This is a genomic window from Acinetobacter sp. Q85-2, from assembly GCF_013420555.1.
Lineage (GTDB): Bacteria > Pseudomonadota > Gammaproteobacteria > Pseudomonadales > Moraxellaceae > Acinetobacter > Acinetobacter indicus.
Window position 1 is genome coordinate 26,965 of sequence record NZ_VOXW01000001.1, and the last position, 22,520, is coordinate 49,484.

21 protein-coding genes are annotated in these 22,520 nt (G+C 47.0%); 14 read left to right on the forward strand and 7 right to left on the reverse strand.

Annotation, left to right across the window (positions count from 1 at the left end; translation table 11 throughout):
- Nucleotides 1-139: 139 nt before the first annotated feature.
- The 3 genes from FTT68_RS00150 (at nt 140) to FTT68_RS00160 (ending at nt 3,489) form a co-directional block, all read left to right on the forward strand.
- Nucleotides 140-1,783, forward strand: coding sequence for a nitrite/sulfite reductase (locus FTT68_RS00150; RefSeq protein ID WP_016659814.1), 1,644 nt, complete (start codon nt 140-142; stop codon nt 1,781-1,783).
- Nucleotides 1,776-2,261, forward strand: a complete 486-nt coding sequence (locus FTT68_RS00155) for a DUF934 domain-containing protein (protein WP_075167910.1) — start codon at nt 1,776-1,778, stop codon at nt 2,259-2,261. The genes FTT68_RS00150 and FTT68_RS00155 overlap by 8 nt, the downstream gene beginning before the upstream one ends.
- A gap of 241 nt (nt 2,262-2,502) precedes the next feature.
- Nucleotides 2,503-3,489, forward strand: a complete 987-nt coding sequence (locus tag FTT68_RS00160) for a diaminopimelate dehydrogenase (RefSeq protein ID WP_180083581.1) — start codon at nt 2,503-2,505, stop codon at nt 3,487-3,489.
- A gap of 209 nt (nt 3,490-3,698) precedes the next feature.
- Here FTT68_RS00160 and FTT68_RS00165 read toward each other — a convergent pair whose 3' ends face one another.
- Together FTT68_RS00165 and FTT68_RS00170 are read right to left on the reverse strand one after the other, a co-directional pair.
- Nucleotides 3,699-4,874, reverse strand: a complete 1,176-nt coding sequence (locus tag FTT68_RS00165; RefSeq protein WP_104470652.1) for an acetyl-CoA C-acyltransferase — start codon at nt 4,872-4,874, stop codon at nt 3,699-3,701.
- A gap of 122 nt (nt 4,875-4,996) precedes the next feature.
- Nucleotides 4,997-5,521, reverse strand: a complete 525-nt coding sequence (locus FTT68_RS00170; RefSeq protein WP_016659816.1) for a GspH/FimT family protein — start codon at nt 5,519-5,521, stop codon at nt 4,997-4,999.
- A 377-nt stretch (nt 5,522-5,898) separates the two neighbouring features.
- Here FTT68_RS00170 and omp38 point away from each other — a divergent pair, with 377 nt between their 5' ends.
- Entirely contained in the window at nt 5,899-6,945 is a 1,047-nt protein-coding gene (omp38, locus tag FTT68_RS00175) for an outer membrane protein Omp38 (RefSeq protein WP_005175810.1), read from the forward strand.
- Between the two features lie 98 nt (nt 6,946-7,043).
- On the forward strand, nt 7,044-7,574 hold the full coding sequence (locus FTT68_RS00180) for a peptidase C39 (RefSeq protein WP_180006861.1): 531 nt from the start codon (nt 7,044-7,046) through the stop codon (nt 7,572-7,574).
- Nucleotides 7,575-7,654: 80 nt separating this feature from the next.
- On the opposite strand, the gene FTT68_RS00185 is transcribed toward FTT68_RS00180, so the two are convergent.
- From FTT68_RS00185 to FTT68_RS00195, 3 genes are all read right to left on the reverse strand, one after another.
- A complete protein-coding gene (locus tag FTT68_RS00185; RefSeq protein ID WP_005175817.1) occupies nt 7,655-9,118 on the reverse strand; it encodes an amino acid permease in 1,464 nt (487 codons plus the stop codon).
- Complete coding sequence (locus FTT68_RS00190) at nt 9,118-10,152, reverse strand: class I SAM-dependent methyltransferase (RefSeq protein ID WP_016659819.1); 1,035 nt, start codon at nt 10,150-10,152, stop codon at nt 9,118-9,120. Before FTT68_RS00190 ends, FTT68_RS00185 begins: the two co-directional genes overlap by 1 nt.
- A 65-nt stretch (nt 10,153-10,217) precedes the next feature.
- Nucleotides 10,218-11,588, reverse strand: coding sequence for a uracil-xanthine permease family protein (locus FTT68_RS00195; RefSeq protein ID WP_016659820.1), 1,371 nt, complete (start codon nt 11,586-11,588; stop codon nt 10,218-10,220).
- Nucleotides 11,589-11,761: 173 nt separating this feature from the next.
- Between FTT68_RS00195 and typA the strand changes: the two genes are divergently transcribed.
- Together typA and mscL are read left to right on the forward strand one after the other, a co-directional pair.
- Nucleotides 11,762-13,594 (forward strand): translational GTPase TypA, encoded by a 1,833-nt coding sequence (gene typA, locus FTT68_RS00200; protein ID WP_180006860.1) that lies wholly within the window; start codon nt 11,762-11,764, stop codon nt 13,592-13,594.
- Between the two features lie 174 nt (nt 13,595-13,768).
- Nucleotides 13,769-14,206 (forward strand): large conductance mechanosensitive channel protein MscL, encoded by a 438-nt coding sequence (gene mscL, locus FTT68_RS00205; protein ID WP_005175830.1) that lies wholly within the window; start codon nt 13,769-13,771, stop codon nt 14,204-14,206.
- Nucleotides 14,207-14,319: 113 nt separating this feature from the next.
- On the opposite strand, the gene FTT68_RS00210 is transcribed toward mscL, so the two are convergent.
- Together FTT68_RS00210 and mutM are read right to left on the reverse strand one after the other, a co-directional pair.
- The gene (locus FTT68_RS00210; protein ID WP_005175832.1) at nt 14,320-14,604 is read right to left on the reverse strand and encodes a peptidylprolyl isomerase; all 285 of its coding nucleotides are present in this window, start codon (nt 14,602-14,604) and stop codon (nt 14,320-14,322) included.
- Nucleotides 14,605-14,609: 5 nt separating this feature from the next.
- A complete protein-coding gene (gene mutM / locus FTT68_RS00215) occupies nt 14,610-15,470 on the reverse strand; it encodes a bifunctional DNA-formamidopyrimidine glycosylase/DNA-(apurinic or apyrimidinic site) lyase (RefSeq protein WP_016659822.1) in 861 nt (286 codons plus the stop codon).
- Nucleotides 15,471-15,744: 274 nt separating this feature from the next.
- Between mutM and otsB the strand changes: the two genes are divergently transcribed.
- The 7 genes from otsB (at nt 15,745) to FTT68_RS00250 (ending at nt 22,491) form a co-directional block, all read left to right on the forward strand.
- Complete coding sequence (gene otsB, locus FTT68_RS00220) at nt 15,745-16,584, forward strand: trehalose-phosphatase (protein ID WP_180083584.1); 840 nt, start codon at nt 15,745-15,747, stop codon at nt 16,582-16,584.
- Nucleotides 16,535-17,968, forward strand: a complete 1,434-nt coding sequence (locus FTT68_RS00225; RefSeq protein ID WP_180175114.1) for a trehalose-6-phosphate synthase — start codon at nt 16,535-16,537, stop codon at nt 17,966-17,968. The genes otsB and FTT68_RS00225 overlap by 50 nt, the downstream gene beginning before the upstream one ends.
- Before the next feature lie 193 nt (nt 17,969-18,161).
- Entirely contained in the window at nt 18,162-19,139 is a 978-nt protein-coding gene (locus tag FTT68_RS00230; RefSeq protein ID WP_016659825.1) for a hypothetical protein, read from the forward strand.
- Entirely contained in the window at nt 19,127-19,921 is a 795-nt protein-coding gene (locus tag FTT68_RS00235; protein ID WP_005175842.1) for a PIG-L deacetylase family protein, read from the forward strand. The genes FTT68_RS00230 and FTT68_RS00235 overlap by 13 nt, the downstream gene beginning before the upstream one ends.
- The gene (locus FTT68_RS00240) at nt 19,902-20,516 is read left to right on the forward strand and encodes an SAM-dependent methyltransferase (RefSeq protein WP_087662250.1); all 615 of its coding nucleotides are present in this window, start codon (nt 19,902-19,904) and stop codon (nt 20,514-20,516) included. The genes FTT68_RS00235 and FTT68_RS00240 overlap by 20 nt, the downstream gene beginning before the upstream one ends.
- Nucleotides 20,513-21,193 carry a glycosyltransferase family 2 protein gene (locus FTT68_RS00245; protein WP_180083587.1) on the forward strand — a complete coding sequence of 227 codons (681 nt, stop codon included), beginning with the start codon at nt 20,513-20,515 and terminating at the stop codon, nt 21,191-21,193. Before FTT68_RS00240 ends, FTT68_RS00245 begins: the two co-directional genes overlap by 4 nt.
- 173 nt (nt 21,194-21,366) lie before the next feature.
- Entirely contained in the window at nt 21,367-22,491 is a 1,125-nt protein-coding gene (locus FTT68_RS00250) for an NADH:flavin oxidoreductase/NADH oxidase (RefSeq protein WP_016659829.1), read from the forward strand.
- The last annotated feature ends 29 nt before the right edge of the window (nt 22,492-22,520 follow it).

A 22,520-nucleotide genomic window follows, 5' to 3' on the forward strand; every position in this document is an offset into this window, starting at 1 on the left:
CTGCAAAGGCTTGCTTACAGCGCAAGTCCAGCTGACTTATCAATAAAATCGCTATGAAATATGTAAAAAACGCATTTTGTTGATAGATAAAATGTCGCTATCCTGTCGGTCGTTATAATGAAACTACTAGCTGTACGCCATGTATTTATATACTGATTTCGATCAGCAACTGATTAATGAACGTGTTGCGCAGTTCCGTGACCAGACGGAACGTTATTTAGCGGGCAAATTGACAGAAGATGAATATCGTCCACTTCGTCTCCAAAATGGTTTATATGTACAGCGCTATGCGCCAATGTTACGTATTGCCGTGCCTTATGGTTTAATGAGCTCGACCCAGCTGCGTAAAGTCGCTGCCTTGGCCAAGGCCTATGACCGTGGTTATGCCCACGTTTCAACACGTCAAAATATTCAGTTTAACTGGCCTGCACTAGAAAACGTGCCAGATATGCTGGCTGAACTGGCCACAGTTCAGATGCACGCGATTCAAACCTCAGGTAACTGTATCCGGAATACCACCACGGACCAGTATGCCGGTGTGGTCGCTGGTGAAATTGCCGATCCGCGTCCGACCTGTGAGCTGATCCGTCAATGGTCGACTTTCCATCCAGAATTTGCCTTCTTGCCACGTAAATTCAAGATTGCGGTATCTGCACTTGAAGAAATTGACCGTGCGGCAACTGCTTTCCATGATATTGGTGTGTATATTGTACGCAATGCAGCCGGCGAAATGGGCTATAAAATCATGGTTGGCGGTGGTTTGGGTCGTACCCCAATCATCGGTGCAGTGATTAAAGAATGGCTGCCACGTGAAGACTTAATTGCTTACTTGGAAGCAGTGCTGCGTGTCTATAACCTGCACGGCCGTCGTGATAACAAATATAAAGCACGTATCAAGATTCTGGTAAAAGCACTCACGCCAGAAGTATTTGCCGAGAAAGTTGAAGCTGAATTTGCACATACGGTGAAAACCTTAAAAGTCGATGCAGACACCCTGAAAAAAATGGATGAGAACTTTACGCCATTCGATTATCAGGACTATGCAGATGAGGACTTCACCGCGCTGTTTGCACAATATCCGAAGTTCAAGCAATGGTTTAACATCAATACCAATGCACACAAAGTGAAAGGCTACCGTATTGTCACCATTTCACTGAAACGTGCCGGTATTGCCCCGGGTGATGTCACCACGGAAGAAATGAACCTGATCGCTGACCTGGCTGATCAGTACACTTTCGGTGAATTACGTACTACACACGAGCAGAATATTGCGCTGGTAGATGTACCACAAAAAGACCTGTTTGCCTTATGGCAAACCCTGGATCAACACAATCTGGCGCGTGCGCACATTGGTTTCTTGACTGATATTATCTGCTGCCCAGGCGGTGATTTCTGCTCGCTGGCCAATGCCAAATCAATTCCAATTTCTGAAGCGATTTCACGCCGTTTTGATGACCTTGATACCATTTACAACCTGGGTAAACTGGATCTGAACATCTCCGGTTGTATGAATGCCTGTGGTCATCACCATGTCGGCAACATCGGGATTTTAGGTGTTGATAAAAAAGGCGCGGAATTCTACCAGATTACCCTGGGTGGTAATGCTGATCATGATGCCTCAATCGGTGACATCTTAGGGCCATCATTTGCTGCGGAAAAAGTGCCAGATGTGGTGGAAGAAATTTTAAATACTTATCTTGACCTGCGCCAGGAAGGTGAAGAGTTTATTGATACCTATCGCCGTGTTGGCATTCAACCATTTAAGGAGCGTGCATATGCTTAATACCGCACTACAAGTGCTCTCTAAAGATGGCACGATTGCAGACAATACTTACCAAATTATTGGTGAAGATGGCGTGTTACCACAAGGTGATGTGGTTTTAACGGTTGAGCAGCTCGATCAACTTGCTAATGTTTCAGGTAAAAAAGCATTGTACTTAACCGTAGATGCTTCGCCTGAAACCAATGAGTTTCCGTTAGATCAGCTCGATGCCATCTTTATTGAGTTTGCTGGCTTTAATGATGGTCGTGGTTATTCATTTGCTGCACTGCTTCGCCGTCAGGGTTTTGAAGGCGAACTCCGTGCCACAGGTGATGTATTTAAAGATGTACTGAACTATATGAAGCGTTCCGGTTTCGATACCTTCGTGATTAAAGAAGGTAAAGATATTACTGAAGCAGCAGCCGGTCTGGGTGATTTTACCCATCCTTATCAGGCTTCGACGGCCGTGGCTCAGGCACGTTATCAAACGGGTGCTTAATTTCACCCGTTGCGAAAAACCTCCTGACGGAGGTTTTTTTGTTTTTGTGCGATAGCTTTAGATCAGCATCGTCACTGACTTTGCTTTAATTTGGTGCAAATACAACATTGTGGCACAATATGGTGCATTCTGTGAGCAGGCTGAATCATGGCTTGAATCTACAGAAGAAGCACCCAATCATCTTCGTTTTTTGAATCTGATTTGGAAAAGTTTAACTATTAGCTTGAAGTGACTTGTCTGTATGCAACATTCTATTCGTATTGGTATTGCTGGTTATGGCAATTTAGGACGTGGTGTGGAAACTGCCATTCAAAAGAATCCGGATTTACAGCTTGTGGGTATTTTTACTCGCCGTGCGCCTGAAACTGTTTCACCCTGCTTTACTGAAACCAAAGTTTTTCATATGGATGCATTGGTTGACTTCCAGAATCAGATTGATGTACTGATTTTATGTGGTGGATCGAAAGCTGATTTGCCTAAACAGACCCCTGAATTAGCAAGTAAATTTAATACTGTCGACAGCTTTGATACACACGCACGTATTCCAGAGTTCTTTGATGCTGTAAATGCGCCAGCACTTGCGAACAAGAAAACAGCCATGATTTCGATTGGCTGGGACCCGGGTATGTTCTCTATCAATCGTTTGTTCGGTGAAGCATTACTTCCAGACGGTGAAACCTATACCTTCTGGGGTAAAGGTTTGAGTCAAGGTCACTCAGATGCGATTCGTCGTGTTGAGGGTGTGAAAGCGGGTGTGCAATATACCATTCCCTCCACCGATGCGATGGACAAGGTGCGTAGTGGTTCACGTCCAGAGTTAAGCACCCGAGATAAGCATACGCGTGAGTGCTATGTGGTACTTGAAGGGGGTGCAGACGCAGCCAAGGTTGAACAGGCCATTGTGACCATGCCGGATTATTTTGCGGACTACAATACAACGGTAAACTTCATTGATGAAGAAACTCTTCGTAATGAACACAATCGTATGCCACATGGTGGATTCGTGATTCGTAGTGGCAATACCAGCGATGCCCATAATCAAGTCATGGAATTCTCTTTGAAACTGGAGAGTAATCCTGAGTTTACGGCAAGCGTATTGGTGGCTTATGCACGTGCGTGTTACCGCATGAACCAGATGGGTCAGTACGGTGCGAAAACCGCATTTGATGTTGCACCAGGTTTATTGTCGATGAAGTCACCGGAACAACTGCGTAAAGAAATTCTTTAAGTATTAAAATTTAAACGGTTACTTTAATTGTGATGATAAAAAGCCTCCAAGTGGAGGCTTTTTATTTTCCTTCCTAGTAGTTCTCTCTCCCTTTGGGAGAGAGTTAGAGAGAGGGTAGATCTCTCCCTGGCCCTCTCCTTGTAGGAGAGGATTGGGAATGATTGATTGAATCCCTCTAAGTCTCCCCTTTAAGAAAGGGAGACTTTCAATTAAAGCAACTCAATCGCCACAGCAGTTGCTTCACCGCCACCGATACATAGGGCGGCGATACCACGCTTGCCACCGGTACGTTTCAGGGCATGAATCAGGGTTAAAATAATACGTGAACCGGTCGAACCAACTGGGTGACCAAGTGCACAGGCACCGCCATTGATGTTGACTTTTTCTGGGTCCAGTTTGAACTCGTCCATTGGACACATGGTCACCATGGCAAAAGCTTCATTGATTTCCCACAGATCCACATCTGCAACCGTCCAGCCGGTTTTATCCAGAACTTTTTGAATTGCACCGACTGGCGCAATGGTAAATTCAGATGGATGCTGTGAATTCGAAGCATAGGCAATCAGCTTGGCTAGCGGTTGTAAACCTTTTGCTGCAGCGTTGTCTGCTGAGGTTAATACAAGTGCAGATGCACCATCCGAAATAGAGCTGGCATTGGCCGCAGTAATGGTGCCATCTTTAGCAAACGCTGGGCGTAGTGTTGGAATTTTTTCAATATTGGCGTTGAATGGTTGTTCATCTTTATCGACCACGACATCGCCTTTACGGGTAGACACCGTTACAGGCACGATTTCATCGGTAAAATAACCTTCATTCACTGCAGTTTGTGCACGTTTTAATGAACGAATAGCAAAGTCATCCATTTGTTCGCGGGTATAACCTTTGGTATTGGCCATGTCCTGTGCAAAAGAACCCATTAAACGGCCGGTTTCTGCATCTTCAAGGCCATCTAGGAACATATGGTCTTTGACTTCACCATGGCCCATACGGAAACCGCCGCGTGCTTTTGGCAGGATATACGGCGCATTGGTCATTGATTCCATACCACCTGCAACCACGTAAGTTGCTGAACCGGCTTTAATCATATCTGCGGCTTGCATGACCGCTTTCATGCCTGAACCACACAGTTTGTTAATGGTTACAGCACCGGTTGAATCCGGTAAGCCTGCCTTACGCATGGCTTGACGTGCAGGACCCTGTTTTAAGCCGGCCGGTAAAACACAGCCCATAATGACTTCTTCGATATCGGTCGGTTGTAAGCCAGCACGAGAAATAGCGGCTTGAATGGTGGCTGCACCTAAGTCGGGTGCGGTTAAACTGGCAAGACTACCCTGAAAACCACCCATTGCTGTCCGTGCACCATTAACAATTACGATATCCGTCATCGTTGTATCTCCAATCTGTTTCTAATCAATTCAATATTTATTTTGAGCTTAAGCCCTAGCAGTATAGGGGAAAAATCCACAGAATAAAGCGTAATTTTCATACATCTTTAGACGCATAAGTTTTAGCAGCTATTGGGAAATTCTATGCGTAGAAAACCACGATTACTGAGGAAAATACGCTGATTGGGGGTAAAACCTGAACAATAATAAAAACTGCCATTAGAGCCTAAAGGTAAACCCTGCTGGGCGTTAAATCTGAGACTGGGCAGAGACAGGGCGCCTTTCCATTCCAGGTTACCGTATTTCAGGCGGGTCTTTTCAGTTAAGACAATAGATTCACCTGAATCGAGGCTTCGGTTGCGGTTATGATCGATAAAAATAATAAAACCGCTGTTCCATTGATTATTCTGACATTGCTGCAGATCGGCACTGGGGCAAATTACAATATTGGCGCGATAGGTGAGCGCTTGGGATTTGGCCAGGTTAATACTATATTGCAGTAAATAACGGATACGCTTGGCTTCTTGCTGGGCCAGATATTGCTGAAAATGGGGCAAAGCAATCGCACTGATGATGCCAATAATTGCCATCACTACAATGAGTTCAAACAGACTAAAGCCTGAAGTGTGAGATTTGATCGGGTACATACTAAGTAGACCTATAATTTTTATATTTTTATTATGTTTCTGTAATACAAAATATTGTTTTGTAATATTTTTCTAGGTTGTCATTATTTTTACGCATCTTTCTATAAAGCTGCTAAAATAAAGTGGAAGTGACAATAAGCTATCCACAACAAAAAATTGAGTAAAAATTTACCGAATTACAACGGAAATTGTAAGTAATTTTGTCAATAATTTACTTGATTAAAATTATCAAGCACTTGGAAAAAGAATAAAGTGTTTGTATGATTCAAAGTGACTAGCTTAAAAAGAAAACTGGGGTAAAAAAAGCCTATCTCAGGATAGCCAAAACTTTAGGCTTGAGCTTGAACAACAATTTGTTATCTCTGGAGGATAAATCCATGAAAATGAGTCGTATTGCATTGGCAATGCTCGTAGCTGCGCCTTTAGCAGCTGCAAACGCAGGCGTAACTGTTACTCCATTAATGCTTGGTTACACTTTCCAAGACACTAAACACAACAATGGTTCTGAACACCTAACTTCATCTGCTGAAATGGAAGATGATTTATTTGTTGGTGCTGCATTGGGTGTTGAACTGACTCCTTGGTTAGGTTTTGAAGCTGAATATAACCAAGTGAAAGGTGATATGGCTGAACAAGCTGGCGCTGAATATAAGCAAACTCAAATCAATGGTAACTTCTATGCGACTTCTGATTTGATCACTAAAAACTATGACAGCAAAGTTAAGCCATATGTATTGTTAGGTGCTGGTCACTACAAATACGAGTTTGACAACGATTTAGGTCGTGAAGGTCGTGGTCTTAAAGAAGAAGGTACTTTAGGTAATGCGGGTCTAGGTGCATTCTGGCACTTAAACGATGCATTAGCGCTGCGTACTGAAGCACGTGCTACTTATAACATCGATGAAGACTTCTGGAACTACACTGCTTTAGCGGGTCTGAACGTTGTTCTTGGCGGCCGTTTAAAACCAGCTGCTCCAGTGGTAGAAGTTGCTCCAGTTGAGCCAGTTGCTCCAGTTCAACCAGCTCCACAAGAGTTGACTGAAGACCTGAACATGGAACTTCGCGTATTCTTTGATACCAACAAATCAAACATCAAAGATCAATACAAGCCAGAAATCGCTAAAGTTGCTGAAAAACTGGTTGAGTATCCAAACGCAACAGCGCGTATCGAAGGTCACACAGACAACACTGGTCCACGTGCACTGAACGAACGTTTATCTTTAGCTCGTGCGAACTCTGTGAAATCTTCACTTGTAAACGAATACAACGTTGACCCAGCTCGTCTGTCAACTCAAGGTTTCGCTTGGGATCAACCGATTGCTGACAACAACACCAAAGAAGGTCGTGCTATGAACCGTCGTGTATTCGCGACAATCACTGGTAGCCGTACAGTTACTGTACAACCAGAAGCAGCTGCTCAATAATTTGAGTAGACCTTAGAAAAAACGACTCTTCGGAGTCGTTTTTTTTTATAATGGAATTTTATTGCCTTAAAAATCCCGCAGTCTGGGTAAGATGGATTATGAGCACAGAAATTCCGGATCAACTCCTTCAACTTGAAGCCAATGGTGGTATTTTTGCTATTTGGAAGATTTTTCAGCACTATGGGATTGATCTGGAAATTGCCGATCTGGTCCAGCTGTGCCGGCATAATAATGAAGATGGCACTTTCGGAATTGCGCTAGCAGTGGGGTTGAAAAAGCTGGGGCTTGAGGTGAGCTTTCATACCGATCCTGATCCGCACCAGCACCCGACGGAAGTGCTGTGTTATCAGGAAGCGCAGCAATTACAGATTCCGCTACAGCCGGCACTCAGCTATAGCGCTTTGCAGACATGTGTTGAGCAGGGCCGCTTTGTGATAGTGTTCTATGACACACTAGAAGGCGTGGGGAATCATTCCTTAATCTATTCGATGGATGCAGAAGAGGTCTGTTTCTTTGACAGCTTTGATGCAATGCCAGCACAGGTTTTCGAGCAGCAGCGTCAGGTAGAGGGCATTTGCCGTCAGGCCATTGTGATTGATGACCGAAATTTTGTGATGCGTTATAGCTAAGCCACATTTATCGAGATCATAAAAAAAGCAGTCACTTGGACTGCTTTTTTGTTGAGTGCTTTTAAAGAAAGCTGAATCAATTATTCACGGTCGATCTTCATCGGCTGGACATCCATCTGCTGATAAGGAATCAGCTTGGTTTTGTATTTCCATTTATAGCCTAACCAGATGGCCAGGAACAATAAAATCCCGATATAGGTGGAAAGCACAGCCAGCCACTCACCATCAAGTACCGCCTGATAGTTCTGGCCCAAGACCACAATCGCACATAAAGTGAAGGCAAACCATGGTGCGAACGGGAAGAACTTGGCACGATACGCCAGATCTTCAAGTTTATAGCCCTGAGCAAGATAGCCTTTGCGGAAACGATAATGAGAAACCGCAATACCCAGCCAGACAATAAAGCCACACATGCCTGACATATTTAGTAGCCAGTTAAAGACCTGTTCTTCACCAATAAAGGTGGTCAAGAAACATAATGCAGCAATGGCTGTAGTGGCATACAGCGCATTCATCGGTACGCCACGTGGATCAAGGCGGGCAAAGGCTTTTGGTGCACTGCCTTTACGTGCCATATCAAACAGCATACGCGTAGATGAATACATGCCTGAGTTACCCGCAGACAGGATCGCCGTTAGAATGACTGCATTCATGACGCTGGCTGCAAAGGCAAAACCGGCCTGTTCATACAGTAAGGTAAACGGTGACAGTGCCACATCATCTGTTGCAGCGGCCTGGAGTAATCGTGGATCATCATAAGCAATCAGGGTGCCGATAATGAAAATACACACGATATAGAACAACAGGATACGCCAGAAAATCTGTTTGATTGCAATCGGAATAGTTTTCTGTGGATCTTTGGATTCACCTGCAGCCACGCCGACCATTTCTGTGCCCTGGAAGGAGAAACCGGCAATCATCGCCACACCAATCAGGGCTGATAAACCACCGACAAAAGGTGCTTCACCTTGGCTCCAGTTACCAAAAGTTGCAACATCCGGGGTCATCATGATCTTGGCGATCATGACCAGACCAATAATAATAAAGATGATAATCGCAAGCACTTTGACTAAAGAGAAGAAGAACTCGGACTCACCAAAGCCTTTGACTGTCAGGGCATTAATCGCAAACACCACGGTCAGGAACAGGGCACTCCAGTAGAAACCGGGAATATCCGGGAACCAGAACTTCATGATGAACTGTACCGCAACCAGTTCAAATGCCACGGTAATGGCCCAGTTATACCAGTAGTTCCAGCCTAGCGCGAAACCAAAACCACCTTCAACATATTTGCTGCCATAGGTAAAGAATGCACCTGAGGTCGGATTGTGGGTCGCCAATTCGCCCAAGCTGGTCATCAAGAAATAGATCATGACGCCAATCAGGGCATAGGCCAGTAATGCACCACCCGGACCGGCATTGGCAATGGTCGCACCGGAGGCCAGGAATAAACCGGTCCCGATCGATCCGCCAATGGCGATCATATTTAAGTGGCGAGCACCGAGCTTACGCTGCAGCTGTCGGCTGTGTTGAGTTTCGCTCATCATACTTCCTTAACATTTTTTTGAGTGCTCGCGAACAGCACTTTAAAACCTTGTTGATCTGCCTTGACCGTACACTGGCCAAAACTCTGTTCAATCAACAGGGGATAATTTAAAAAGCGGTTGGCCACAATCCACAGTTCACCACCCGATTTCAGGTGGCGGCGCGCAGTTTTACACAGTTTTTCGCTGGCATCATAGTCGGTCTGAATCCCCTGATGAAAAGGCGGATTGCTGACAATGGCATGCAAAAACAGCGGTGCATCTTCAATGCCACTGACGGCTTTAATCTCAAGCTGCTGCGGATTGAGCTGGTTGTGCTCAAAAGTCATTTGGGTTGAAGCAAGTGCAAAAGCATCTACATCCAGCGCGAAGATACGGTTATCTGGATTCAGCTTGGCCAGATAGGCACTGATAATGCCGGCGCCACAACCAAAATCGGCAATTTTACCCGATGGCACTTGGCTTAAATAAGGTAGGAAGACCGCTGTACCGATATCAAGCCGGTTCTGGCTGAACACACCTGGCAGGGCACAAATCTGTAGATCGCCTTTCGGCGTCGCTACAGTATAACGCTGCGCCCAGTCGGCCAGTGCTTTTTTCTCGACGCTGCAGTCTAGTGTTAATTGCCAGAGTTGGCAATGACGGGCACTGTCGAGTTTTAAGGCTTTACCATAAGGCTGTAGCTGTTTGGCCGCACGTTCGACGCCGCCTTTTTTCTCACCGACCAGAAAAACACTGCTGCCGGTTTGCAGATGGGCGGCAACATTGTGCAGCACATAATTCAGCAGTTCTTTGGATTTCGGCACAAAAATAACCGCCTGATCAAATTCGCCTTCTGGAAAGTCGGCACCAAAATGAACGGGGGCAGTCTGGTTCTGAAAATAGTGGTAATCGTTAAAATTCCATGTCCAGAAAAAAGGCTGGACCGATTCACCGAATTCAGCGAACAGCTGGTCTGTAGGCGCATTGATCAGTAACACACGACCTGATAAATAATCATATTGTCGTAATAGCACTTCGCTTTTAGCATCCATGAGTCGCTCTCCAATAGAAAAACACTGTCCAAGTCCGGCTCAGACAGTGTTTTCTGGACATGAAATTACTTCTTGGTTTCAGGTAATACAATATTCAGAATCAGCGCTGCAATACCGCCGGTCGCAACACCTGAGCTAAAGATATTACGGAATAATTCTGGCAGATGTTCCAGAATTTGTGGCACTTGTGCAACCCCTAAACCCAGTGCCAGAGAAATGGCAATGATCAGCAGGGCACGACGGTCCAGATGAATACCCGATAAAATGTTAATTCCCGATGCGGCTACCGCACCAAACATAACCATCACTGCACCACCCAGAACGGCTTGAGGCACAGCCTGAATCACGCCCGCAACAGCCGGTAATAAACCTAAAATCACCAGCATCGCGGCAATCCAGATTCCGACATAACGGCTAGCCACACCGGTTAACTGAATCACACCGTTGTTTTGTGCAAATACCGAACTTGGGAAGGTGTTGAAGATACCGGCCAGGAATGAGTTGGCACCATTGACCAGCACACCACCTTTAATACGCTCCATCCATTTTGGACCATCCACGGGCTGGTTCGACAGTTTTGAGGTTGCAGTGATGTCACCAATCGCTTCTAAAGACGTGACCAGGTAAATAAAGGCCATTGGAATGAACAGGCTCCAGGAGAATTCCAGACCAAAGTGCATTGGAGTTGGCACTTGTACCAGTGGCGCTTCCTGCAGACCAGAGAAGTCCAGATGACCCATAAAACCAGCCACAATATAACCCACGATCAGGGCAATCAGGATGGCGGAGCTTTTAATCCAGGTCACATTAATCCGGTTCAGGATAATGATTAACGCTAAAACGGTACAAGACATGATCAGGTTATCGGCATTGGCGAAAGTCTTGTCCGACATGGCCTGATAGCCACCGCCCATACTGATTAAACCTTCTTTAATTAAGGTTAAACCAATCAGCAGGACCACAATCCCGGTCACCAGCGGGGTAATCAGTTTTTTAACCCATGGCAGAATTTGTGAAACACCCATCTCGATAAATGAACCGGCAATCACCACACCAAAAATAGCAGCCATAACCGACTCAACTGGTGTACCTGCTGCGACCATTGCAGAACCAATCCCGATGATTGGGCCAATAAAGTTAAAGCTGGTGCCCTGAACAATTAACAGTCCGGCACCAAAAGGACCTACTTTTTTAGCTTGCAGGAAGGTTGCAATCCCCGAAATCACCAAAGACATCGATAAAATCATGTTGGTGTCTTCTTTGGAAACACCCAAGGCCAGACAGATCAACAGACCTGGTGTCACAATCGGGACAATAATGGCCAATAAGTGTTGGAAGGCAGCAAGAAAAGCAATAAACGGTTTAGGACGGTCATTCAGACCATAGACCAAATCCAGTTGCGGTTTTTGATCAGGAGATGAATTAAATTCAGACATAAGTCAAAAGCAAATTAGGCTAGGTGGCGGTATTCTAATCGAGTTACACGTCTTTACAAACTTTAAATCGTCGCTTCTGTCGAAAAAAGTTCGATTGTCAATAAAGTGTCACTACTAAATGAGAGTATTTTTCTGTATAATTTGCCCTCAAATTTAAAGCGTATCGAATTTACATGTCAGATATTAAAACTCTCCGCAACATCGCGATTATCGCGCACGTTGACCACGGTAAAACCACTCTTGTAGATAAACTTTTACAACAATCAGGTGCTCTCGGTGAACGAGCGGGCGAGATTGAGCGTGTCATGGATTCAGGCGCTATTGAAAGTGAACGTGGTATTACCATTCTTGCAAAAAACACTGCAATCAAATGGTTAGATAAACGTACCTATACTGAATACCGTATCAACATCGTGGATACCCCGGGACACGCCGACTTCGGTGGTGAAGTTGAACGTGTCATGTCGATGGTGGATTGCGTACTTCTTCTGGTTGACTCACAAGAAGGTCCAATGCCACAAACCCGTTTCGTAACACAAAAAGCGTTCGCACGTGGTTTGAAGCCAATCGTGATCATCAACAAGGTCGACAAGCCAAACGCGCGTCCTGACTGGGTGATTGACCAGGTATTCGATTTGTTCGACAACCTGGGTGGTACTGACGAGCAGCTAGACTTCCCGGTGGTATATGCGTCTGGTTTACGTGGTGTGGCTGGTCCATCTCCAGAAGAACTGGCTGAAGATATGACACCGTTGTTTGAAACCATCGTAGACATCGTTGAACCACCAGCAGTTGACGTTGATGGTCCATTCCAGATGCAAGTGTCTTCACTGGACTATAACAGCTTCGTGGGTGTAATCGGTGTTGGTCGTATCCAGCGTGGTTCTGTAAAACTGAACACACCTGTAACTGTCATCGACAAAGACGGTAAAACACGTAACGGCCGTATCTTAAAAATCATGGGTTACCACGGTTTAGAGCGTATTGATGTAGATTCTGCATCTGCGGGTGACATCGTATGTGTAACCGGTATGGACGAGCTGCATATTTCTGACACTATCTGTGATCCGAAAAATGTTGAAGCATTACCACCGCTTTCTGTAGACGAACCAACCGTGTCTATGACATTCCAGGTCAACAACTCGCCGTTCGCGGGTAAAGAAGGTAAGTTCGTGACCTCACGTAACATCCGTGAACGTCTAGACCGCGAATTGATTCACAACGTTGCACTGCGCGTTGAAGATACTGACAGTCCTGACCGTTTCAAAGTGTCTGGCCGTGGTGAACTTCATCTTTCAGTTCTGATTGAAAACATGCGTCGTGAAGGTTTCGAGATGGGTGTATCTCGTCCGCAAGTGATCTTGAAAGAGATTGACGGCGAAATGCAAGAACCGTACGAAAACGTAACGTTTGACGTTGAAGAACAGCACCAAGGCGCTGTGATGGAACAAATGGGTAACCGTAAAGGTGAGATGACCAATATGGAAGTGGACGGTAAAGGCCGTATCCGTATTGAAGCAACTGTTCCTTCACGTGGCCTGATTGGTTTCCGTTCTGAATTCATGACCATGACGTCTGGTACCGGTATCATGACCTCTAGCTTCTCGCACTACGGTCCAATGAAACAGGGTTCTGTAGCAAAACGTCAAAACGGTGTACTGATTTCTATGGTTCAAGGGACTTGCTTGGGCTATGCACTGTTCAGCTTGCAAGACCGTGGCCGTCTATTCGCTAAACCTCAGTTAGAAGTTTACGAAGGTATGATCGTGGGTATTAACTCTCGTTCAGACGATATGGTGGTGAACCCAACCAAAGCGAAACAGTTAACCAACGTACGTGCATCTGGTACGGATGATGCGTTAACTCTGGTTCCTGCAATTGAATTCACACTTGAACAAGCACTTGAATTCATTGAAGATGATGAGCTGGTTGAAGTAACGCCGAAGTCAATCCGTATCCGTAAGCGTTACCTGACTGAAAACGAACGTAAGCGTAACAAATCTTAATTTTTAAAATTAAGAAGAAAAAAGAAACCGCCAGGTCCACTTGGCGGTTTTTTTTGTATTAAATGTTCTAAAACTACTTGGAAATAATTGAAAAAAGCGTACATTAAGCAGAAATCAAATCCTAGTAATTATGTATACTTCATCACATAAATAAAGATATATTCTGGAGCGCATATGAGCATTTTAAAAGAATTTAGAGAGTTTGCCATTAAAGGCAACATGATGGACCTGGCAGTCGGTGTCATCATTGGTGGTGCATTCGGTAAGATTATTGATTCACTGGTAAAAGATGTGATCATGCCGCTGATTTCATGGATTTTAGGTGGTGATGTCGATTTCACCAATAAATTCCTGATTCTGGGTGATAACCCGAACAATGTCCAAACCTTGGCTGCTGCCCAGGAAGCCGGTCTGAACATTTTCCATTATGGTAATTTCCTGACCATCTTCATTAACTTCCTGTTATTGGCCTGGGTGGTGTTCTGGTTGGTGAAACTGATGAACAAAATGCGCCGTAAGCAGGAAGCAGAGCCAGAACCGGCAGCAACTCCAGAAGATATTGAATTACTGCGTGAAATTCGTGACGAATTGAAAAAACGTCCGCAGGCGTAATTGAAAGCAAAAGAAAACGGCGCAAAGGCGCCGTTTTTTTATAGAATCCCTCCCAACCTCCCTTTAATAAAGAGAGGAGAAGTCCCTCTTTGCTAAAGGGGGATTTAGAGGGATTAAAAATCCATCCGGAATTTAATTTCCACCAAATGAAAACCAAACTGGCTTTTGACCGGGCCATGCAACACCCGTTCAGCAGCCGTAAAGACCAGTTTATCAATCACTGGGACCAGTTGGCCTTTTTTCACTTCACCGAGTTCACCGCCACGTTTGGCTGAGTTGCAAGTGGAATACTGTTTGGCAATTTTGGCAAAGTCTGCTCCCGCTTGCAGCTTCTTTTTTAGCTGCTCGGCAGTATCTTTATCTTTCACCAGAATATGACGGACGATGGCCGTTTTCATGGGTATTACCTCGCTGTATGTTTTGGCTTGCTGGTTTTAGGACGAGCCAGTTTGACTTTCTTCAGCGGTTGGCACTCCGGGCAAAACACTGAGGCGCGCTGACCAAGCTTGAGGTTTTCCAGTGTGGTTTCACAGTTGACACACATTTCACCGGCACGACCATAGGCCAGCAGGGTTTGCTGAAAATAGCCATTTTCACCCATGGCATTGCTATAGTCGCGTAAGGTCGATCCACCCAAATCAATGGCCTGTTTTAAAATCCGTTTGATCTCCAGGGTCAGCTGCTCAATCTGTTCCAGACTTAAGCTCGACGCCGGTTGTGCCGGGTGAATGCCCAGATTAAACAGACTTTCTGTGGCGTAAATATTGCCCACGCCCACCACCACATGGTTATCCATGATTGCAATTTTAATGCCGACATTTTTGTTTTTCAGTTTATCGGCCAGATAGTGAGCATTGAAAGCATCACTTAAAGGTTCAGGCCCGAGCGTATCAATCAGTTTGCTTTGCGAGTTTTCATCTAGCCAGAGAATACAGCCAAAACGGCGCGGGTCGTGGTAGCGCAGCTGAATATCATCAAACTGGATAATCAGATGGTCATGTTTGCGCAGTTCGGCCTCGGGCTCACATAGGCGGAAGCTGCCGGACATGCCCAGATGCCACAGCATGCTGTCCTGTTCAAACTGGGCCAGAATATATTTGGAGCGACGGGTCAGGTTCAGTAGTTTTTGCCCGACCAGTTTGTGTAGATCGTCTGGAATTGGCCAGCGTAAGCTGGACTGGCGTACCTGCACGGCGTGCACACGCTGTTCTAGCAGCGGTAATAAACTGGTTTTGGTGGTTTCAACTTCAGGTAATTCAGGCATGGGCAGGCTTCGGCATGAGGATGCAGCTAATATCGGGTTGAATCTTGAAAAATACAAGACAGAGCAAGGCTGCATTATAAAGTGAATTGCCGTACCGCGCAGCCGGATCAGTCTTGCGGCTCAAACTGAACATTCACAGAAAAATAAAAGCGATTCAGCGTCCAGGTAAAAAAATGTAAGCCTGCACATCATTAATGTTGAAAATCACATGCCGCCCATAAAAAAACGCCAAGATAGGGCAAAACAAAAATGAGTTATCCAGATGAGGAGCAACATGCATACGCCGCAACACATCATCGAGATCTGTCAGCAGCAGCAACGTCAATTGAATCTGTTTCTCGATTTAGACGGCACTCTGGCCGATTTTCAGCTTGACCCGCAGCACAGTTTTATTCCCACCTCGACTTTAAACACCCTGGCCGAATTATTGCAGTTGGGGATTCCGGTGAGTGTGGTTACTGGCCGTTCCATTGAGATGGCCAGACAGCTGTTACAGCAGTTACCGCTGCCGATTGCCGAGTTACATGGATTACAAATTTGGTGGAATAGTACAAAGAAATTACAACTTGATTTAAGTCATATTAATTATAAGCAGCTCCGGGCAGACCTGAGTCAGGCCTGTCGCGCCTACCCGAATTTACGTATTGAGGATAAGCAGTTTTCGGTAGCCCTGCACTACCGGGAATATCCAGAGCTTGCGCCGGTTGCACAGCAGATTATGGCGGTGCTGCAAGTGCGTTATCCTCAACTTAAGCTCAAGCAGGGCAAGTGTGTGGTCGAGCTTTTGCCTCAGCAAGCGAGTAAAGGTTTTGCAATTAGTCGCTTACTGGAAGCAATGCCAGAAAACAGCACTTTTCCCATTTTTATTGGTGATGATGTGACGGATGAAGATGGATTTGCCGTGGTCAATCAGCGTCAGGGTTTGAGTATTAAAGTTGGTGAAGGCGAGACACTGGCCCGCTATCGGCTGGCCAATACCCAAGCCGTGGCGGAGTTGCTGCATTTAATAAAAATACATTGCGAAACAGGAGCAATGACCATCAAAAGAGGATGTGAGGGTAAAAATGTCAAAGCTAATCGTGTTATCCAATCGGGTCAGTTTACCGAATCCTGAAAAAAAAAAAGCCGCAGGTGGTCTGGCGGTGGCCATGCAAGATGCACTGCATGATATTGGCGGGGTCTGGGTGGGCTGGAATGGTGAAAGAGTCGAGCAATTTTCCCAGCTGAAATTCGACTCGGTGCAGCATCAGGGTGTGGAATATCTGACCAGCCCCTTAACTGAACAGCAGTACCAGCAATATTACTGTGGCTTTGCCAACAATGCCTTGTGGCCGGCCATGCATGATCGCAGCGATTTAATTGAATACTCCACAGACGAATATCTGACTTATCAGGAAGTCAATCGCATGTTTGCCGAACAGCTACAGGCGATTGCTGAGCCGGATGATGTGATCTGGGTGCATGATTATCATTTTTTCAGTATCGCCCGGCATTGCCGCCAGTTAGGCATGCATAACAAGATTGGTTTTTTCCTGCATATTCCTTTTGCCCATGAAGCGGTGTGGCGGGAAATTCCGGTGGCATCACGTTTACTGCAAGACCTCTGTGAATATGATGTAGTTGGACTGCAAACCCAGCGCGATCAGCAGCAATGTATGCGCATTTGCCAGACCATGCTCAGTGGTGAGGAAATTCATCCTTATATCCTGCGTTATCAGAATAAGCTGACCATGATGAAGAGTTACCCCATTGGGGTGAATCCAGACCTCATCCAGCACGCGGCCGCTCAGCCCTTAACGAGCACCCAAGATATCTTTGATTTTGACTCCCTGGCCCAACAAAAAACTATTATCGGCGTTGACCGGATTGATTATTCCAAAGGGCTGCTAGAACGTTTTGATGCTTTTGCCCATTTCCTGGCTTCTTATCCTGAATATCACCAGCAGGTGGTGGACCTGCAAATTGCCTGTCCATGCCGCATGGATATTCCCGCCTATCAGCGCCTGTACCAGCGTTTAGAAGACCAGATTGCCGCCATTAACAGCCAATATGCTACAGCAGACTGGTTGCCGGTGAATTGCAGTCATCAGACCTTGGCACATGAAGTGCTGATGAAAATTTACCGCCAGTCGGATATTTGCTGGGTCACTTCTTTAAAAGACGGTATGAATTTGGTGGCCAAAGAATATATTGCCGCTCAGGATGCCAATGATCCGGGCGTGCTGATTTTGTCCGATAAAGCTGGTGCTGCAGACCAGATGCCGGATGCACTAATTGTGAATCCACATGACCGCGAGGCCATGACGCGAGCCCTGAAACAGGCACTGGAGATGCCGCGAGCAGAGCGGATACAGCGTTACAGTCGCTTAATGGATGGTCTGAAAAAATTTGATATTGCCGACTGGCGTACTACTTTCTTAAATGATCTGCGCCATAACAGCTTCCTGTATCACTACAAGATGCCGCTTCGCGCCCAGGTCTCGCCGGTGATTCACTAATACGTTAACAATTTTCAATATTTATCTGCCCAGCCACGTGCTAAATCTAAACAGGGTCATCAGTTAAAAAGATCAATATCGTCATACGGTGACTGCAAGTTTGGCTACTCATGCCCGCTTGTGGTCACTGTGCTGGCAATGATGACAACCGGATAGATTGAGAACAATTATATATTTGGAATATAGAACCACTATGGACCAGATTCTGGCTGAATTTGAACAGCAGACAGCGCCTACCGCCGAAGATTACGTCACCACACTACGCCGTTTGCTGGCAGTATCACCTGAATTTCCTCATCCGGGCAGGGGGCAAACCCTGCTGCGCTGGCAACTGCTGGCCAAAGTTGCGGCCACCGATTTAACTTTGGTGAAATGGCTGGAATCACATTTCGATGCGCTGAGTATTTTAAACGAACTACAGATTCAGTCCGTTCCGGCGGGCTGGTGGGCAGTCTGGGCCGCGGAAGGCCATCCACAACCTGTACAGTATGAGCAGGGCTATTGTTCCGGTTATAAGGCTTGGTGCTCGGCGGCATATGCGGTGGATTTTGGTTTAATGACTTATCGCGGTGCAGATGGCCAGTCACAATTATTGATGGTCGAGATGCAGCAGCCTTCAATCCAAGTAGATGATAGCAGTTGGCAAGCCATCGGTATGCAGCAGACGGCCACAGCAACTGTTCATTTTCAGCACACTCCAGCCACACGCATTGCACAACCCGGAGATTATCTGAATCGGTCGGGCTTCTGGCATGGTGCAGCCGGTGTTGCGGCCTGCTGGTATGGTGCTACAGTACGTCTGGCTGAATATTTACAGCAGCATGTGCAGCAGAAAACCCATGCCTATCATGAATTGTATTTGGGCGAAGTCAGTACCCGACTGGCCGTGACACGACAGTTTTTTACCCATGTGGCTGCCCAGATAGATGCAGCGCCGGCACACAGCCATGAACTGATCATCCGGATGTTACGCGCCCAAGTTGAGGATACTGCGCTATTGGTACTGGAAAAGGTCGGAAAAGCGCTAGGCGCACGACCTTTTTGCGAGCAGGCACATTTTGCCCGGTTGGCTGCCGACTTGCCGGTATTTTTGCGCCAGAGTCATGCTGCTTTTGATCTGGCTGCAATTGGCCGCTTATCGCTACAGGAGGGGCAAACATGGCAACTCTGATCGATCCGGTAGTCGGTGACCGGAAAATCTATGGTAGCGGTACCGATCAGGCGCAGTGGCTCAATTGGTCCGGACTGACCGGGCTGCCGGATTTGAATCTGACGCAGCACTTTCCTGAGCGTGGCCGGGTACTAATTTTCGCGCCACATCCCGATGATGAAATTCTCGGTTGTGCGGGTCTGATGCAGCAACTGGCCGCGGCAGGGCGTGAACTGCTGCTGGTTGCAGTAACCAATGGTACCGGCAGCCATCCTCGGTCAAAACGTTATAGCGTTGAGCAGCTGAATGTGCTGCGGCCACAAGAAAGTCTGAATGCCTTGGCGGTGCTGGGACTGGAACATAAGGTCCAGCGCATTGCCCTGAACATTGCAGATGGCCAGGTGATGCAGGCTGAATCCGAACTGTTGCAGCAGCTACAAAACTGGGTGCAGCCTGAGGATATTCTGGTGACCACCTTCGCTCAAGATGGCCATCCCGATCATGAAGCCACCGGACGGGTGGTGCAGCATTGGGCCAGACAGCACCGGCAGCGCTGTTATCAGGTGCTGATTTGGGCCTGGCATTGGGCCATACCGGCAGATGCACGGATTCCCTGGGCGCAGGCACGAAAACTCCGTTTAACTGCACAGCAGCTGGCTTTAAAACAGCAGGCGATTCAGTGTTTTAAAACTCAGATCGAGGCTGATGACACTATTCACCAGCCGCCAATTTTATCGGCAAAAACCATTTCACGACTCTTAATCCCGTACGAGGTCTATATTGATGCGACTGAACACGGATGACTATTTTGACCAGCTGTATCAGGACAATGATGATCCCTGGCACTATCAGCAGCGCTGGTATGAGCAGCGTAAACGGCAGCTGTGTCTGGCGGCCTTGCCGCAGGCGCGGTTTCAGCGGGTACTGGAAATTGGCTGTAGCAATGGCATCTTCAGTGAATTGCTGGCTCCGCGTTGTCAGCAGCTCATCTGTGTAGATGCCAACCGTCGTGCGGTTGAACTGGCACAGGCCCGTCTGGCGAGGTTTGCGCATGTGCAGGTGAGGCAACAACGTGTCCCTGAAACCCATCTGGCGCTGGAAAATGATAGTCTATTTGATCTGATTATTCTCAGTGAAGTGGCCTATTACCTGCGTCCGGCCGAATTAGTGCAGCTAATGCAGCAGCTGCAGCAGTGTTTAAGTGCAGACGGTACGCTGCTGGCCTGTCACTGGCGTTACCCGATTGCAGGCTTTGAGCTGAATGGCGATCAGGTACATGCCTGTTTAAGGCAACACTTGGTGCTGCATCATTATTTGCAGATGAATGATCCGGATTTTCTGCTCGATCTCTGGACTCAAGATGCACAATCTGTGGCTGCGCGGGAGGGACTGATATGAGGATGGCGGTGGTGGTGCCTGCCTATAACGAAGCCGAAACGCTGGGCGCCTGTCTGGCGGCTATTCAGCAGGCCATTGCACAATTACCGCCCGTTGTGTCTGAAGTAAAGGTGCTGGTGGTGCTGGACAGTTGTGATGATCAGTCTGTTGAAATTGTACAACAGGCCGGAATCGACTACTTGTGTTGTGAAGTACGCTGTGTTGGTAAGGCACGGGATTTGGGCGTGCGCGCCATGATTGCCAAAGGTGCTGACTGGATTGCCTGTACCGATGCCGATACCCAGGTTGATGCGCAGTGGTTATCTGCACAATATGCCCATCAGCCGGCAGCACTGATTTGTGGCGTGGTTGAAATTAAAGACTGGTCGCCTTTATCTGCGGCCGCCCGGCAGAAATATCTGCGCCATTATCAGGATAAAATGGACCATCGGCATGTGCATGGGGCCAATCTCAGTTTTTCTGCTGCGGCCTATTTAAAAGCCGGTGGTTTTCAGGCCAGCAGTTGTCATGAAGATGTGCAGCTGGTCGAGCAGATGCGGTGCTTAAACCTGCCGATTGTCTGGAGCAACCAGGTACGGGTCACCACCAGCAGTCGTCTGGACAGCCGGGTCAGTGATGGTTTTGCCGCCTATTTAAACCGGCTGGAACAGGCTTGTCGTGCTGCGTCTGAAGTGTGATCGCTCGTGCAAAAAATGGCTGTCATCGGGCTGACAAAAACGCAGCGTATTTTGATCAACGCCACAGTTTAATTCGGTTACATAAAGCGGTAAAAATAAACAGCTTTTAGCCAATTCGGCCGTTTATCTCGGTTAGAATAATTTTCATGAAAATCATAAGGCAGGATCGCCCCATGGCATTATTATTTGAACCTATCCATTTTGGCACGCTCGAATTAGACAACAGAATTATTATTGCCCCCATGTGCCAATATTCGGCCAATGACAAAGGCGAGCTCAGCTATTGGCATGAGCAGCAGTGGGCCAACTATGCCTTGTCGGGTGCCGGTTTATGTATTATTGAAGCCACGGCGGTCCAGCCAGAAGGGCGGATCAGCTATGCCGATTTAGGCCTCTGGAATGATTTGCAGCGTGCGCAGATGAAAGCCTTGCTGGCCAAAGTCAAAACTTTGTCACCAATGCCATTTGCGGTGCAGCTGGCACATGCCGGACGTAAGGCATCTACCGATAAACCGTGGCTGGGCAAAGACCAGTTTGCGCCGGATCATGCCCAGGGCTGGCAAACCGTATCGGCCAGTAATTTGCCGTTTAACCCGACCGATCATGCCCCCCATGCACTAAGTCTGAATGAAATTGAACAGGTAATTGCCGACTTTGCCAGTGCTGCGGTGCGTGCAGTGGATGCCGGCTTTGATTTAATTGAAATCCATGCTGCCCATGGCTATCTGCTGCATCAATTTATGTCGCCGTTATCCAATGTCCGCGATGATGAATATGGTGGCAGCTTTGAAAACCGGATCCGTTTAACCCTGGAAGTATTCCAGGCCATGAAACAGGTGGTGCCAGAAGGTTATCCGATTGGGGTACGCCTGTCTGCTACCGACTGGATGGATGCGCAGGGCGGCTGGAATATCCAGTCTACGGTTGGGGTGGCCAAAGCACTGGAACAATTGGGTGCGGCCTATATTCATGTGTCTAGTGCCGGTCTGCATGCCCAGCAGAGTATCGAGATCGGGCCAAGCTATCAGGTGCCTTTTGCCCATGCCATTAAACAGGCGGTGCATCGTATTCCGGTGATTTCTGTGGGCCTGATTACCGAAGCGGTACAGGCTGAAGAAATTCTGCAAAATCAGTATGCAGATGCCATTGGTCTGGCACGAGCGATGCTTTATGATCCACGTTGGCCGTGGCATGCTGCCGCTGAACTGGGCGGGCAGATTGCCATCGCGCCGCAATACTTGCGCTGTCAGCCGCATGGTTTAAAAGATTTGTTCCATCCATTTCCTGTTCAGGAATAAGCAACAGCAGCATCAGGGATGATGCGTTT